This window comes from Variovorax paradoxus, from assembly GCF_029919115.1.
Taxonomy (GTDB): Bacteria; Pseudomonadota; Gammaproteobacteria; order Burkholderiales; family Burkholderiaceae_C; genus Variovorax; species Variovorax paradoxus_O.
In genome coordinates, this window is sequence record NZ_CP123990.1 from 2,525,100 (window position 1) to 2,540,130 (window position 15,031).

Consider the following 15,031-nt stretch of genomic DNA (forward strand, 5'->3'; position numbering starts at 1 on the left):
TCTAGGTAGCGGTTTTGCTGCATCGCGACAAGGTTTACCCTGACCGCGCATCCACCCTTCAATCGGGCGTTGTCGCGTATTCGGCGCCGCACGCATTGCATGCCGCGCTCTCGGGGCGCTCTGCGGTCGCCTCTCGAAAACGCAAGGGACTCTTGTGGCCATACACCACCCAGCAACGTGGGCAGTGCTCGTGGCCGGCGGTGGGCAAGTAAGCGCGGGAGCGCTGCTCGGCGCGTTCCTGCGTGACGGGTATGCCCTGGCTCAGGGCGCGCGCAATCTCGCGCGCTGCCATGGTGTCGGTCCGGCCGCTTGCGTGGTCGTTGATGCCATAGACCGCACGTGCAAATTCAATGGGGGCCTGCCGAAGCAATGCGGCAAGGCGCATGTCGGCATGAGCCCGATCAACCATCGTTGATCGCGTATTCATCAGATCGCTTATCAAGAAATTTGGAAAAGGCTTGCAGAGCGGCCAAGGTAGCACAACAACATGGCCATGGTCTTTGTCTGCTTACCGCAAGGACGATTGAAACACCGGGGAACCCGGTGAAAGCTCTGTTCGCCTGACCCGGTGGTTGGCCGGAAGTTGAAACAGAAATTGGTAGGCGCGATTGGACTCGAACCAACGACCCCCACCATGTCAAGGTGGTGCTCTAACCAGCTGAGCTACGCGCCTAAGGATGTGTCCGAGAAGCAGCTATTGTAGCAGGAGAAAACGCGCTTTTTAGCGCCGACGTGCAGATCGCACACCGGCAACCGCCGTAACCACGCCAAGCACCTGCGCGAGCCGTGCCGCATCGGCGATTTCCACAGTGAACGTCATCCACGCCGTGCCCTTGACCGATTGGGTCTGCACGCCGATCACGTTCATCTTCTCTCGTGCGAACACATCGGAGATGTCGCGCAGCAAGCCCTGGCGGTCGGAGGCTTCCACAGCCACGTCGACTGCATACATCGGCGCTTCGCCGCCCTTGGCTGCACCCCATTCGACATCGATCACCCGCTCGCCGTCGCGCGAAGCCATCATCCTGAAATTGCTGCAGTCGGTGCGATGGACGCTCACGCCATGGCCGCGCGTCACAAAACCGCTGATGGCATCTGGCGGTGCGGGCTTGCAGCACTTGGCCAGCTGCGTCATCAATGAAGACACGCCCACCACCAGCACGCCGCCCTTGCCGGATTTTTCGCTCGCGCGCGGCTTCTTGAGCTGCACGCCGTCGTCGGGGTTGGGCGCAGGCTCGGGCGGTCGCAGCAGCATCTCGATGTTGCGCAGCGAAAACTCGTCCTTGCCGACCACTTCGAACAGATGATCCGCAGACTTGAATCCGAGTTGCGAAGCCAGGTCCTCGAGCCGCGTCGAAGTCTTGCCTTCGCGCTGCAGCAGCTTCTCGACGGCCTCGCGCCCGCGCGCCACGGTTTCGTGCGTGATCTGCGCGTTGAACCACGCGCGCACTTTTGCGCGGGCGCGGTGGCTTGCAAGGTAGCCCAGCTCGGCGTTGAGCCAATCCCGCGAAGGACCGCCCTCCTTCGCCGCGATGATCTCCACCGTCTGCCCGTTCGAGAGCGGCGTGTTCAGCGGCACCATCGCCCCGTCGACACGCGCGCCGCGGCACCGATGGCCGAGCGTGGTGTGCACGGTGTAGGCAAAGTCGACCGGCGTGGCGCCCTGCGGCAACTCCACGATGGCGGCGTCCGGCGTCAATACATAAATGCGGTCGTCGAAGAGCCCTTGGCCCTGCGAGCCGCCCGAAAGGTCGCGCTCCCATGCCAGCAGCTGCCGCAGCACGGCAATCTTCGCGTCGTACTCTCCGCTCGCCCACACGCCCGCATATCCCTTGTGGCCCGCTTCCTTGTAGGCCCAGTGCGCTGCCACGCCGTGCTCGGCATGGTCATGCATTTCTTCCGTGCGGATCTGGATCTCGATCGGCTTGCCCGGCTTGCCCTCGACCACCTCGCGCACCACCGTGTGCAGCGACTGGTATCCGTTGGGCTTGGGGCGTGCGATGTAGTCGTCGAACTCTTCGTCGATGGGCAGGAAGTGCGAGTGCACCCAGGCCAGCGCCGCGTAGCAGTCCTTCACGTCGGGCACCACCACGCGCAGCGCGAGGATGTCGAACACCTGCGCAAAGTCGAGCGACTTGCCGCGCATTTTCTTGACGATGCTGTAGATGTTCTTCGGCCGGCCCTGCACCGTGGCGCGCACGCCCTCGGCCTGCAGTTCGCGTTCGAGCTGCGAGCGCAGTTGTTCAACGTGGCCCTCGCGCTCGACCCGTTTCTCGTCAAGCAGGCGCGCAATCAGCTTGTAGGTTTCGGGTTCCAGAAAGCGGAACGAAAGATCTTCGATCTCCCACTTCACCTGCCAGATGCCCAGGCGGTTGGCCAGCGGCGCAAACACCTGCAGCGATTCGCGCGCCACGCTCTCGGGTGCCGGCTGCTTGCTGGCCGCAGCATGCCGCAAGGTCTGCAGCCGCGAAGCCAGGCGCAGCATCACCACGCGCAGGTCGCGCGAAAACGCGAGCAGCATCTTGCGCACGTTCTCGGTCTGCGCCCCTGCGCCTTCGGACAGATGGTGGCCTTGCGAAGCCGAGCGCGCCTGCTCCTGCACGCGAACCAGCTTGGTGGTTTCCACCGCCAGTGCCGCAAAGTTGTCGCCGAACACCTTGGCGATCACTTCCTGCGGGCGGTTGAGGTGCTGGCAGGCGTACACCAGGTAGCTCGCAGCCTGCATGGCCTCGGAGCCACCCATTTTCGCGACGATGGCCGCCACCGCATCGGCATGTGCCAGCGTGTTTTCGCCGGTGTCCAGCTTTTCGTCGGCAATCAGCGGCTCGGCAAATGCACGCGCGCGCGCGAGCATGTTCTCCATGACCGGAGTGCGATCGGCGGTTGCGGCGGACAACGGATAGTCGACCATGACCGCGTCTGGCGTGTTTGCCGTTTGAAGGCTCGAAGACTCGCGCTTCACGTTGGCCTCAATCGAACAGGAAGGATGTGACGGCGGAGACCTGCACAGGGTCGACGAAAGTGGGCGCATGGCCCACGCCCTCGAACTCGACCAACGCCGCGCGCGGGCCGCGCCCGGTCATGGCCAGCGCCGTTTCGCGCGCGAGCAAATCCGACTGGGCACCACGCGTCACGAGCGTGCGCGCGTCGATGGCGTCGTAAAGGCTCCACATCACCGCGCCGCCCTGGGCCGCGGCTTCGGGCGTGATGGCGCGCAGCGCCACGGCAATGGCCGGGTCGTAGTGAAGTACCCAAGGGCCGGCACCGTCGTCATTGCCGCTTTCGAGCTTGCCAGAACCATCGGCCGTACGCTGCGCTGCCGGCACCACCATGTGCTGCGACAAGGCAAGCCATTGAGCCGGCGTGTGCGGGCCGAAGGTGGTCGATATCGACCACATGGCATCAGCTGCCTCCTGCACGCTGGCGTAGCGGCCGCCCTGGCCCACATAGGCGCCGATGCGTTGAAGAGCACCCGCCTCGATCGTCGGGCCGACGTCGTTCACCACGAAGCGGCGGACAGGCCGGGCCAGCGGCAATTGCTTGTGGCCCGCCAGCACGAATCCGATCAACCCGCCCATGCTGGTACCCAGATAGTCGAACGCGTCGATCGATTGCTCGCGCTGCAACTGTGCAACCAGCGCCAGCACGTCGGCCGCGTAGACCGGCACCTGGTAGAGCGCCGGGTCTCGCAACCAGTCGCTCCGGCCGCGCCCCGCAACATCGGGGCAGACGACGCGAACGTTGCCGTTGGCATGCGCAACGATGGCCCGGGCCAGCACGTCGAAATCGCGGCCTTGGCGGGTCAGCCCGTGCACGCACATCACCACATGCGCGCTGCGCGCGTCGCCCCATTGCCAATAGGCCATGCGATGGCCGCCCTGGGCGTCATCGCACGCCACGTAATGAAGCGTCGGGTCGGTCATGGAAACGAAGTCGTCCTGGTGCGGATAATGGTCTCGTCGCATCCTAATTCATCCGGAGATTGATCTTCATGCTCAAAGGCAAAACCGCGCTTGTTACGGGGTCCACCAGCGGCATTGGCTTTGCCATTGCCAAGGCACTTGCACAACAAGGCGCACACATCGTGCTCAACGGCTTTGGCGATGCCGAGGCTCCCAAGTCGCAGATCGAGTCGCTCGGCGTGCGTGCCGAATACCACGGCGCCGACATGAGCAAGCCCGCCCAGATCGAAGACATGATGAAGTTCGCCGCAGCCAGATTCGGCCGCGTCGACATCCTCGTGAACAACGCCGGCATCCAGCACGTGGCAAAGGTCGAGGACTTTCCGCCAGAACGTTGGGACGCCATCATTGCCATCAACCTGACCAGCGCGTTTCATACGACGCGGCTCGCAATTCCGGCCATGCGCGAAGCCAACTGGGGCCGCATCGTCAACGTGGCGTCGGCCCACGGACTGGTTGCCTCGGCGCAGAAGTCAGCCTATGTGGCGGCCAAGCACGGCATCGTCGGCCTCACCAAGTCGGTTGCGCTCGAAACCGCGACCACCGGCATTACCAGCAATGCAATCTGCCCGGGCTGGGTGCTGACCCAACTGGTGCAAAAGCAGATCGACGACCGCGCCGCGCGCGAAGGCATCTCGGCCGAGCAGGCGCAAAACGAGCTGCTGGGCGAAAAGCAGCCTTCGCTGCAGTTCACCACGGTCGAACAGCTCGGCGGCCTGGCGGTGTTCCTGTGCTCGCCCGCCGCCGACCAGGTGCGCGGCGTGGCCTGGCAAATGGACGGCGGCTGGACGGCCCAGTAATCAGCGCGGCGCGGCAGCCGCGCCTCCTTCTTATTTGAGCTGCACCGACCCGGACACGTTCACGACCACGCTGGTCTTCCCGGCTTCCACCGGAACCGGCGCATCGGCCGAAAAAGACTTGGCGGATGCCGCCATGACGCGCGGCCGGATCGGGCCGTTGTCGTTCGCGTTCACCGAAACCTCGCGCAGCGTGTAGCCACCGAAGCCGAAGCCCTTGGCCAGTTCGGTGGCCTTCTGCTTGAAGTTGTCGATGGCGATCGTCTGCGCCTCGGTTTCGCTCTTGGCGCGCTGCTCGCGGCTCAGCGCAAAGCCCACATTGCCAACGTTGAGCGTGGTGATGCGCCCGGCCGTCTGGGTAATCCGCGGAAAGTCGCGGCCTTCGAGCACCATTTCAGCGGAGCCCTGCCAGCCGTTGATCTTGCCTTCGCGCGTGTAGCGCGGCGACAGGCTGAAATTGCCGGTGCGCACATCGAGTTGGCCCGGCTGTGCATTCTTCTTGGCTTCGGCCAGCGCGGCGTCCACAGCGGCCTTGAGCTGCGACTGAACCGTGGCGGCGTCGGTTGCGTCGCGCGTGGTGGTGAGCGTCATGCTCAGCAGGTCCTGCTGGACCTCGACCGTGCCCGAGGCCGTGAGCTGCAGCACGTTCTGTGGCGGCGCCATGTTCTGGGCCATGGCGCTGCTTGCGGCCCCGGCCGCGGCCAATGCGACGCAAGCCGCGATCAGTTTGATTTTTTTCAAGACGAGATACTCCCTGGATTGGTACTCAAGACGCCAGACGCGCCGCGCCACCTCAGCGGCGCTGGCTGCGTGGCAAGGTCAGCGCGCGGCTGGCCGACATCGGCGCCGGCGCGATTCGCTCGGCCGGCTGCGATTCTGCCGAATTCGGCCGCGGGGGGGTGCCGGGCGGCGTCCACTGCCTTCGAACCTGCTGCCGCAGCTCGAAGAGTTCGGCCGCTGTAAGGCGCCGGCCGGCTGCCGCCTCCTCCCGCCGGATCTCGTCGCGCTGGGCCGCCCGATGGGCCGCAACGGCTTCGCGCACCTCGCTGCGGCGCACGTCCCCCACCTTGAGAAAGTCACCGGCCAAAGCCAATGCAGGGCTGCAGCCGCAGGCAACGATGATCGGAAACGCGGAAAGAAGAGTTCTCATTGAACAAAAGTCATCAGTGGGGTGGACTTTGCCACCGCCGGGCTAACGTCGGATGACTAGACCGCGAGCGACCGCAAGTTTTGTAACTTAGTGTCAAACCATAAGTAAAACTGGCTCAACGAGGGCCTAACGCCTTCAGAATCGGCGCTGTTACAAATTCAACGTTGTAGAAATGACTCAAGTTCCCGCTCGCACTGACAAGATCGTGATCGTCGATGACGACGCCCGCATCCGCGACCTGCTTCGTCGCTACCTTACCCAGGAAGGTTTCGAAGTGATCGTGGCCGAGGACGGCAAGGCGCTCAACCGCATCCTGCTGCGCGACACGGTCGACCTGATCGTGCTCGACCTGATGATGCCCGGCGAAGACGGCCTTTCGGTCTGCCGACGCCTGCGCGCCGCCAACGACCGCACGCCGATCATCATGCTCACCGCCAAGGGCGAAGACGTCGACCGCATCGTCGGCCTCGAGGTCGGCGCCGACGACTACCTTGGCAAGCCCTTCAACCCGCGTGAACTGCTGGCCCGCGTGCACGCCGTGCTGCGCCGCCGTCCGCCGCTCGAGGCGCCGGGCGCTCCTTCCACCGAGAACGAAACCGTGACCTTCGGGCCTTTTGCGTTCGATCTCGGTTCGCGCACGCTCAAGAAGGACGGCGAGGAGCTTTCGCTCACCACCGGCGAATTCGCGATGCTGAAGGCGCTGGTGCGCCATCCGCGCCAGCCGCTGTCGCGCGAAAAGCTGGCCCAGTTGGCCCGCGGCCGCGAGTTCGAGCCCTTCGACCGAAGCCTCGACGTGCAGATCTCGCGCCTGCGCAAGCTGGTCGAGGCCGACGCCGCGGCGCCCCGCTACATCCAGACGGTGTGGGGCGTGGGCTACGTGTTCGTGCCGGACGGCGCGGCCTGAACGACGTTCAGAGGTGGCCATCGGCCTGCAATCCGCCAGACCCAGCCCAGCCCAGGAGGACGGCGCCCAGGTCACGATGCCAAGCCCTCTCGAGGGCACCGGCCAGCGTGACCGGCGACCGGGCCTGAAGCTCGGCTTCAGCCTTTTCTGGCGCACATTCTTCCTGCTCGCGCTGCTGCTGATCGGCTGCACGGTCGCCTGGCTGCAGACTTTCCGCTCGCTCGAATACGAGCCGCGCGCCATCCAGACGGCGCACCAGATCGCCTCGCTCGTGAACCTCACGCGCGCGGCGCTGGTGTACTCGGACGCGATCACGCGGGTGTCGCTCATCAAGACGCTGGCCGACCAGGAAGGCGTGCGCATTCTTCCGCGCGAGCCCAACGACCGGTTTCAGCCCTACACCAGCGGCGCGCTCGACCAGCGGGTGACCGAAGAGCTGATCGACCAGCTCGGCGAAGGCACCACGGTGGCCAGCCGCGTCAATGACGAGCCGGGCCTGTGGATCGGCTTCACCATCGAGAGCGACGCCTATTGGCTGCTACTCGACCCGACCCGCTTCAGCCGCGTGGGCGGCCGCACCTGGCTGGTGTGGCTCAGCACGGCCATGGCGCTCTCGCTGGCCGGCGCGGCGCTGATCACCCGGCTGATCAACCTGCCCCTGAAGCAGCTTTCGCGCGCCACCATGCAGGTGCGCGAAGGCGAATACGAGGCGCACCGGCTCGACGAGCGCGCCCGCACCAACGAAATCCGCGCGGTGAACATCGGCTTCAACCGCATGGCCGACCAGCTCGCCAAGATCGAACAGGACCGCGCCATCATGCTGGCCGGCATCTCGCACGACCTGCGCACCCCGCTGGCGCGCCTGCGGCTCGAAACCGAGATGAGCGTGTCCGACGAGGATGCGCGCGACCACATGGCGGCCGACATTGCCCAGCTCGACGCCATCATCGACAAGTTCCTCGACTACGCTCGCCCCGACCATGTCGACCCCAAGCCCGTGCTGCTGCGCGACGTGGTGGATGCCTGCACCTATGCCGTGCAGGACTACGAAGAAATGAACATCCGGGTCGACGTGCCGCCCGACCTGCGTGTGATGGGCGACGAGGTCGAGCTCACCCGCGTCATTTCCAACCTGGTGGAAAACGCCCGGCGCTACGGCAAGACGCCTTCCACCGGCGTGGCCGACGTGGTGATCCAGGCGCAAGCCAACAACGATGCGGTGCTCATCAAGGTGCGCGACCACGGCGCGGGCGTCGAGCCCGCCCTGCTCTCGCAGCTGACCAAGCCCTTCTTCCGCGGCGACGTGGCGCGCACCTCGGCGGCCGGCGCCGGCCTCGGCCTGTCGATCGTGGCCAAGAACATCGAGCGCATGGGCGGCACGTTCGCGCTCACCAGCACGCCGGGGCGCGGCCTTGCGGCGCACATCCGCATGCCGCGCGCCATGCCGGTGCCCAAGCCGGCGGAAGCGCCCAGCCGCCGGGCCTGAGCCGGGGGGCCGAAAGTCAGCGGTAAAGCAGCGCCACGGCGCGAGCTTCCATCGCCCGGCCCTCGCCCACGGGGCCGAGCTTCTCGGCCGTCTTGGCCTTCACGTTGACCTGCTCGGGCGCAAGCCCCAGCGTCTCGGCAATGCGCTGGCACATCGCCGGAATGTGCGGTGCCAGCTTGGGCGCCTGCGCGATCACCGTACTGTCGACGTTGCCGATTTCCCAGCCGGCGGCACGCACGCGGCGCGCCGCCTCGCCGAGCAGCACGGCCGAATCCGCCCCGCGAAATTGCGCGTCGGTGTCCGGAAAATACCGGCCGATGTCGCCCAGCCCCGCCGCGCCGAGCAAAGCGTCGGTAATGGCATGCAGCAGCACGTCGGCATCTGAATGCCCCAGAAGGCCGGTGGTGTGCGGCACCTCGACCCCGCCCAGGATCAGCTTGCGCCCAGCCACGAGTTGGTGAACGTCCCAGCCTTCGCCGACGCGAATATTGAACGGCGCCGTCATGCCGCACCCTTCTTGCGGCCGAGCAGAACCGCTTCGGCCAGCGCAAAGTCTTCTGAGAAGGTCACCTTGAAGTTCTGCGCGCTTCCCGGCACCAGCAAGGGCGAAAGGCCGATCGCCTCGATGGCGCCGGCTTCGTCCGTTACCGCGTCGCCTGCGCGCTCCAGCGCATCGAGCAGCATGCCAATCCGAAACATCTGCGGCGTCTGCGCCAGCCACTTGTCGGCGCGCGGCAGCGTTTGCGACACCCGGCTGTCGCCGGAAGAAACCTTCAGCGTATCCGCCAGCCGGTGCGCAAGCAGCCCGCCGACGGCGTCGTGCTCGCAAGCGGCAATCAGCGCCTCGATCTGGCTCGATGTGACCAGGCAGCGCGCCGCGTCGTGCACCAGCACCCAGTCATGCGCTCCGGCGCCTTTGTGCCGCAGCGCCGCCAGGCCGTTGCGCACCGTGGCCGCCCGTGTGACGCCGCCCACCTGCAGCAGGAATTCACCCGTGGACGGAAAGCGCGGCAACGCCGCTTGAATGTCGCGGTCTTCAGGCGACACCACCACCGCCAGCCCGGCAAAGCGGCCTGCCAGCGCGCGGAATGCCTCCACCGTGTGGGCCACCATCGACGCCCCCGCGAGCCGCTGGTATTGCTTGGGCTGCGCGCCACCCGCACGGTGGCCGAAACCGGCGCAAGGAATCAGCACGAAAAGTCGGGAGGAAGACATGGAGGTCCGGCAGCGGCCAAGGGCCGTCAAGCGAATAAGGGGCCGCCATTCTAGAATCGACAGCTTCACACCCCTCGCCAGCCGGCGCGGGGTGTCGTGCATTTTCAGAAGCGCTCAATGGACCTCCCCCACCTCACGGCGGGCAAGCGATTCACGCTGCCGCGTCCTCCTCTATCGGCCGACGCCCTGCTGCTGGCGCAATTGGGCATGCGCGAAAAAGCCGCGGGCCGCGCCACCGCGGTGTTCACGGCTGACGCAAACGACGCCCAGCGCCTGATCGACGAAATGGCGTTCTTTGCGCCGGACCTGCGCTGCGCCCTGTTCCCCGACTGGGAAACGCTGCCCTACGACAGCTTTTCTCCCCACCAGGACCTGATCAGCGAACGGCTCGCCACACTCTGGCGCATCAGCCAGAAAGAGGCCGACGTGGTGCTGGTGCCCGCCACCACCGCGCTCTACCGGCTGGCGCCGCCCGCCTTCCTGGCGGGCTACACCTTTCACTTCAAGGCCAAGCAGAAGCTCGAGGAATCGAAGCTCAAGGCCCAGCTCACGCTGGCCGGCTACAGCCATGTGACGCAGGTGGTGAGCCCCGGCGAATACGCGGTGCGCGGCGGGCTGATCGACCTGTTTCCCATGGGCTCGCTCGTGCCCTACCGCGTCGACCTGTTCGACGACGAGATCGACTCGATCCGCACCTTCGACCCCGACACCCAGCGCAGCCTCTACCCCGTGCCCGAGGTACGCCTGCTGCCGGGCCGCGAGTTTCCGATGGACGACGACGCCCGCGCGCGCTTTCGAAGCCGCTGGCGCGAGCTGCTCGAGGGCGACCCGACCAAGAGCCGCATCTACAAGGACATGGGCAACGGCGTGGCCACAGCCGGCATCGAGTACTACCTGCCGCTGTTCTTCGACGAGACGGCCACGGTGTTCGATTACTTCGGCCCCGACGCCACCGTGGTGCTGCACGGCGACCTCGAACCCGCGTTCCAGCATTTCTGGCAAGACACCAACGAGCGCTATCGCCTGGTGCGCGGCGACCCCGAGCGGCCGGCGCTGCCGCCCGAGGCGCTGTTTCTCAATGCCGAGCAGTTCTACCAGCGGGCCAAGCCGCATGCGCAGCTGGCCATCCGAGGCGACATCGCCGCCGAAACGCCGTATGCGGAGTTCGACAGGCTGCCGCCGTTCGCGGTGGTCCGCGGCGCCGAAGACCCGCTCGTCGGCCTCAAGGCCCACATCAAGGCAACGCCGCACCGGGTGCTGCTGATTGCCGAAAGCGAAGGCCGGCGCGAAAGCCTGCTCGACTTTCTCCGTGCCAGCGGCGTGAGCCCGCCGGCCTTCGACTCGCTGGCCGAGTTCGAGGCCTCCCCCGACGAGAAGATCGGCATTGCCACCGCCGCGCTGGCCTCTGGCTTCGCGTGGCGCGAACAGGGCATCGACCTCGTCACCGAAACCGAGCTCTTCGCCACCGCGCCCACCACCCGCCGCCGCAACAAGAAGCAGGAACAGGTCAGCGACGTCGAGGCGCTGATCAAGGACCTGTCCGAGCTCAACGTGGGCGACCCGGTGGTCCACACCGCCCACGGCATCGGCCGCTACCGCGGCCTGATCCACATGGACCTGGGCCAAGGCGTGGATGCCGAAGGCAAGCCGCTGCTGCAGGAAATGCTGCACCTGGAGTACGCCGACAAGGCCACGCTCTACGTGCCCGTTTCGCAGCTGCACCAGATCAGCCGCTACACCGGCGTGAGCGCCGACGAGGCGCCGCTGCACAAGCTGGGCTCCGGCCAGTGGGAAAAGGCCAAGCGCAAGGCCGCCGAGCAGGTGCGCGACTCCGCCGCCGAGCTGCTCAACATCTATGCGCGCCGGGCCGCTCGGCAAGGCCACGCATTCCGCTATTCGGCCGCCGACTACGAAGTGTTCGCCAACGACTTCGGCTTTCAGGAAACAGCCGACCAGAAGGCCGCGATCCATGCCGTGGTGCAGGACATGATCTCGCCGCAGCCGATGGACCGCCTGGTCTGCGGCGACGTGGGTTTCGGCAAGACTGAAGTGGCGCTGCGCGCCGCGTTCATCGCCATTACCGGCGGCAAGCAGGTGGCGTTCCTCGCACCCACCACGCTGCTGGCCGAGCAACATTACCAGACGCTGGTCGACCGCTTCGCCAAGTGGCCGGTCAAGGTGGCGGAAATGAGCCGCTTCCGTTCGGCCAAGGAAATCACCGCGGCGGCCAAGGGCCTGGCCGAAGGCACGGTCGACATCGTGGTCGGCACGCACAAGCTGCTCTCGCAATCGGTCAAGTTCAAGAACCTGGGCCTGCTCATCATCGACGAGGAGCACCGCTTCGGCGTGCGGCATAAAGAAGCGATGAAGGCGATGCGCGCCGAGGTCGACGTGCTCACCCTCACCGCCACGCCGATTCCGCGCACGCTGGGCATGGCGCTCGAGGGCCTGCGAGACCTGAGCGTGATTGCGACCGCGCCGCAGCGGCGCCTGGCCATCAAGACCTTCGTGCGCAATGAGGGCACCGGCGTGATCCGCGAGGCCGTGCTGCGCGAGTTGAAGCGCGGCGGACAGGTCTACTTTCTGCACAACGAGGTCGAGACCATCGAGAACCGGCGTCAGAAGCTCGAGGAGATTCTTCCGGAAGCGCGCATTGCCGTGGCCCACGGCCAGATGCCCGAGCGCGAGCTGGAGCGCGTGATGCGCGACTTCGTGGCGCAGCGCTACAACCTGCTCTTGTGCTCGACCATCATCGAGACCGGCATCGACGTGCCGACCGCCAACACCATCGTGATGAGCCGCGCCGACAAGTTTGGCCTCGCGCAGCTGCACCAGCTGCGCGGCCGCGTCGGGCGCTCGCACCACCAAGCCTATGCCTACCTCATGGTGCCCGACACCGAGGGCCTGACCAAGCAGGCGGCCCAGCGGCTCGACGCCATCCAGCAGATGGAAGAGCTGGGCTCGGGCTTCTATCTTGCGATGCACGACCTGGAGATCCGCGGCACCGGCGAGGTGCTGGGCGAGAACCAGAGCGGCAACATGATGGAGATCGGCTTCCAGCTCTACAACGAGATGCTGAGCGAAGCCGTTCGCGCGCTCAAGGCCGGGCAGGAGCCCGACCTGCTCGCGCCGCTCTCGGTCACAACCGAGATCAACCTGCACGCGCCCGCCCTCTTGCCCGATGACTACTGCGGGGACGTACACCTGCGCCTCTCGTTCTACAAGAAGCTGGCCACCGCCAAGACACCCGAGCAGATCGACACGCTGCTGGAAGAAATCGTCGACCGTTTCGGCAAGCTGCCGCCGCAGGCGCAGACGCTGATCGACACGCACCGGCTGCGCGTGCTGGCGCGGCCGTACGGCGTGGTCAAGGTCGATGCGGCGCCGGGCGTGATCCACATCACCTTCAAGAAAGACCCGCCGGTCGATTCGATGGCCATCATTCACCTGATCCAGAAGAACAAGCACATCAAGCTTGCCGGCAACGAAAAGCTGCGCATCGAGCGCGAACTGAAAGAGCCGAAGGACCGCGCACAGATGGTGCGCGACGTGCTGCGCAGCCTCGGCCAACCCATCGTCAAGGAAACCGCCCCCGCATGAGCGCTACAGAAATCTCTTCCGGCCTCGTCATCCAGCGCGTGAAGCCGCCGCTGAAGCTCGCCGACTTCAAGCTGATCGCGTTCGACATGGATTCGACGCTGATCAACATCGAGTGCATCGACGAGATTGCCGATGCCGTGGGCAAGAAAGCGGAGGTGGCCGCCATTACCGAAGCCACGATGCGCGGCGAAATCAAGGACTTCAAGGAAAGCCTCCGGCGCCGCGTGGCGCTCTTGAAAGGCGTGCCGGTCGAGGCGCTGCAGCAGGTGTACGACCAGCGTCTGCAGCTCAACCCAGGTGCTGCCGAACTGGTCGCGACGTGCAAGGCGGCCGGGCTCAAGGTGCTGCTGGTGTCGGGCGGCTTCACGTTCTTTGCCAACCGGGTGAAAGACCGCCTGGGCATCGATTTCGCACGCTCCAACCTGCTCGACGAAGCCGATGGCCGACTCACCGGCCAGGTGGTGCAGCAAAGCTGGGGCGACATCTGCGACGGCGCCGAGAAGCGCCGCACGCTGCGCGAAGTCGCATCTCTGCTCGGCATCTCCCTTGCCGAAACCATTGCCGTGGGCGACGGCGCCAACGACCTGCCGATGATGGGCGAAGCCGGCCTCTCCGTGGCGTACCACGCCAAGCCGAAGGTGCGCGAACAGGCCATGGTGGCCATCAACGAAGGCGGCCTCGACCGCTTGCTGGAGATTTTGAAATGAACGACGACACAGCTCCGCTCTACAGTGCAGACGCCCTCAGGGACTACGGCAGCGCATTGCTGCAAAAAGCCGGGCTTGCCGCCGCGATGGCCGATAGCGTTGCTCGCACACTGGTCGAAGGCGACCTGCTGGGCCACGACACGCACGGGCTCGCCCTGCTGGCCGGCTATGTGAAGGAAATTGAATCCGGCGGCATGACGCGCGACGGTGCCCCCGAGGTGCTGTCGGACCGGCCCGCCGCCGTGCTGTGGGATGGCAAGCGCTTGCCCGGCCCCTGGCTCATGGACCAGGGCATGGACATGCTGCTCCCGCGCGCGCGCGAGCTCGGCACCGCCTCGCTCGTGATCCGCCGCAGCCATCACATCGCCTGCCTCGCCGTCTACATGCTGCGCGCGCTGCAGGAAGACATGCTGATGCTGCTCGCCTGCTCCGACCCCAATACGGCCAGCGTCGCGCCCTTCGGCGGCACGCAGGCGGTGTTCACGCCCAATCCGCTGGCCATGGGCTTTCCGCTGTCGCAAGGCGGCGTGATGGTCGACATTTCGGCTTCCATCACCACCAACGGCATGAGCAACCGCAAGCGCGCGGCCGGCGAGACTTTTGCCGAAGAATGGCTGATCGACGCCGCGGGCAAGCCCACGAGCAACCCGCAGGTGCTGTTCGACCAGCCGCCCGGCACGCTGCTGCCGGTAGGCGGACTGAGTCACGGCCACAAGGGTTATGGAATGGCACTGTTGGTCGAAACACTGACCGCGGGCCTCGCAGGCCACGGCCGGGCCGATCCGCCCGAGGGCTGGGGTGCGACGGTGCACATCACGCTGCACGATCTGCACGCGTTCGGCGGCAAGGAAGCCTTCTTGCGCCAGATGGACCACGTGGCGGCCCAATGCCGCAACAACGCGCCCGTCGATCCGGCGAAACCGGTGCGCCTGCCGGGCGAAGGCGGTTTGAAGCGCCGTGAAACCCAATCGAAGAATGGGGTGCGACTGCACCCGTCGATTGCGCGTGCGCTGAAGGATGCGGAGCAGCGCTATGGGCTACAGCTCGCGCAGGCATTGCTGTAGGAAAAGCAGTCTGCGATTTACTTGAAGTTGCGCTGTTCAGTTCAGGGCGGCGCACCCGCCGACGGGGTACCTTTCTCCGCGAATGTCCCCCGGCCTGCGGCCTCCTATAAAGGAGGAGGGGCGCAGCCCCGGGGGACATTCGCGGA

Annotated in this window: 13 protein-coding genes and 1 tRNA gene; 6 read left to right on the forward strand and 8 right to left on the reverse strand. The window is 66.0% G+C overall.

The annotated features are described in order from the left end of the window. Positions 1-58: 58 nt before the first annotated feature. From QHG62_RS12285 to QHG62_RS12300, 4 genes are all read right to left on the reverse strand, one after another. On the reverse strand, positions 59-427 hold the full coding sequence (locus QHG62_RS12285) for a hypothetical protein (protein ID WP_281151100.1): 369 nt from the start codon (positions 425-427) through the stop codon (positions 59-61). Between the two features lie 169 nt (positions 428-596). Then, positions 597-673, reverse strand: a tRNA-Val gene (locus QHG62_RS12290). Between the two features lie 48 nt (positions 674-721). Then, positions 722-2,911, reverse strand: a complete 2,190-nt coding sequence (locus tag QHG62_RS12295) for a RelA/SpoT family protein (RefSeq protein ID WP_281151602.1) — start codon at positions 2,909-2,911, stop codon at positions 722-724. Between the two features lie 58 nt (positions 2,912-2,969). Further along, positions 2,970-3,965, reverse strand: coding sequence for an alpha/beta fold hydrolase (locus QHG62_RS12300; RefSeq protein ID WP_281151101.1), 996 nt, complete (start codon positions 3,963-3,965; stop codon positions 2,970-2,972). A 26-nt stretch (positions 3,966-3,991) separates the two neighbouring features. Here QHG62_RS12300 and QHG62_RS12305 point away from each other — a divergent pair, with 26 nt between their 5' ends. Further along, positions 3,992-4,762, forward strand: coding sequence for a 3-hydroxybutyrate dehydrogenase (locus tag QHG62_RS12305; RefSeq protein ID WP_281151102.1), 771 nt, complete (start codon positions 3,992-3,994; stop codon positions 4,760-4,762). 30 nt (positions 4,763-4,792) lie between these two features. Here the strand turns inward: QHG62_RS12305 and QHG62_RS12310 are convergent, their stop codons facing one another. Together QHG62_RS12310 and QHG62_RS12315 are read right to left on the reverse strand one after the other, a co-directional pair. Beyond that, a complete protein-coding gene (locus QHG62_RS12310) occupies positions 4,793-5,500 on the reverse strand; it encodes an SIMPL domain-containing protein (protein WP_281151103.1) in 708 nt (235 codons plus the stop codon). Between the two features lie 52 nt (positions 5,501-5,552). Further along, on the reverse strand, positions 5,553-5,909 hold the full coding sequence (locus QHG62_RS12315) for a hypothetical protein (protein ID WP_281151104.1): 357 nt from the start codon (positions 5,907-5,909) through the stop codon (positions 5,553-5,555). Positions 5,910-6,081: 172 nt separating this feature from the next. On the opposite strand from QHG62_RS12315, the gene ompR reads away from it, so the two are divergent. Further along, complete coding sequence (gene ompR / locus QHG62_RS12320; protein ID WP_126749638.1) at positions 6,082-6,813, forward strand: osmolarity response regulator transcription factor OmpR; 732 nt, start codon at positions 6,082-6,084, stop codon at positions 6,811-6,813. 76 nt (positions 6,814-6,889) lie between these two features. After that, entirely contained in the window at positions 6,890-8,299 is a 1,410-nt protein-coding gene (locus tag QHG62_RS12325) for a sensor histidine kinase (RefSeq protein WP_258506717.1), read from the forward strand. Between the two features lie 16 nt (positions 8,300-8,315). Here the strand turns inward: QHG62_RS12325 and ispF are convergent, their stop codons facing one another. Further along, positions 8,316-8,804 carry a 2-C-methyl-D-erythritol 2,4-cyclodiphosphate synthase gene (ispF, locus tag QHG62_RS12330; RefSeq protein WP_281151105.1) on the reverse strand — a complete coding sequence of 163 codons (489 nt, stop codon included), beginning with the start codon at positions 8,802-8,804 and terminating at the stop codon, positions 8,316-8,318. Beyond that, positions 8,801-9,514, reverse strand: a complete 714-nt coding sequence (ispD, locus tag QHG62_RS12335) for a 2-C-methyl-D-erythritol 4-phosphate cytidylyltransferase (protein WP_281151106.1) — start codon at positions 9,512-9,514, stop codon at positions 8,801-8,803. The genes ispF and ispD overlap by 4 nt, the downstream gene beginning before the upstream one ends. Before the next feature lie 117 nt (positions 9,515-9,631). On the opposite strand from ispD, the gene mfd reads away from it, so the two are divergent. From mfd to QHG62_RS12350, 3 genes are read left to right on the forward strand one after another with little or no spacing between them, the layout of a single operon-like run. Then, positions 9,632-13,114 carry a transcription-repair coupling factor gene (gene mfd, locus QHG62_RS12340; protein WP_281151107.1) on the forward strand — a complete coding sequence of 1,161 codons (3,483 nt, stop codon included), beginning with the start codon at positions 9,632-9,634 and terminating at the stop codon, positions 13,112-13,114. After that, entirely contained in the window at positions 13,111-13,821 is a 711-nt protein-coding gene (gene serB / locus QHG62_RS12345; RefSeq protein ID WP_281151108.1) for a phosphoserine phosphatase SerB, read from the forward strand. The genes mfd and serB overlap by 4 nt, the downstream gene beginning before the upstream one ends. Then, on the forward strand, positions 13,818-14,885 hold the full coding sequence (locus QHG62_RS12350) for an Ldh family oxidoreductase (protein ID WP_281151109.1): 1,068 nt from the start codon (positions 13,818-13,820) through the stop codon (positions 14,883-14,885). The genes serB and QHG62_RS12350 overlap by 4 nt, the downstream gene beginning before the upstream one ends. Positions 14,886-15,031 lie beyond the last annotated feature (146 nt).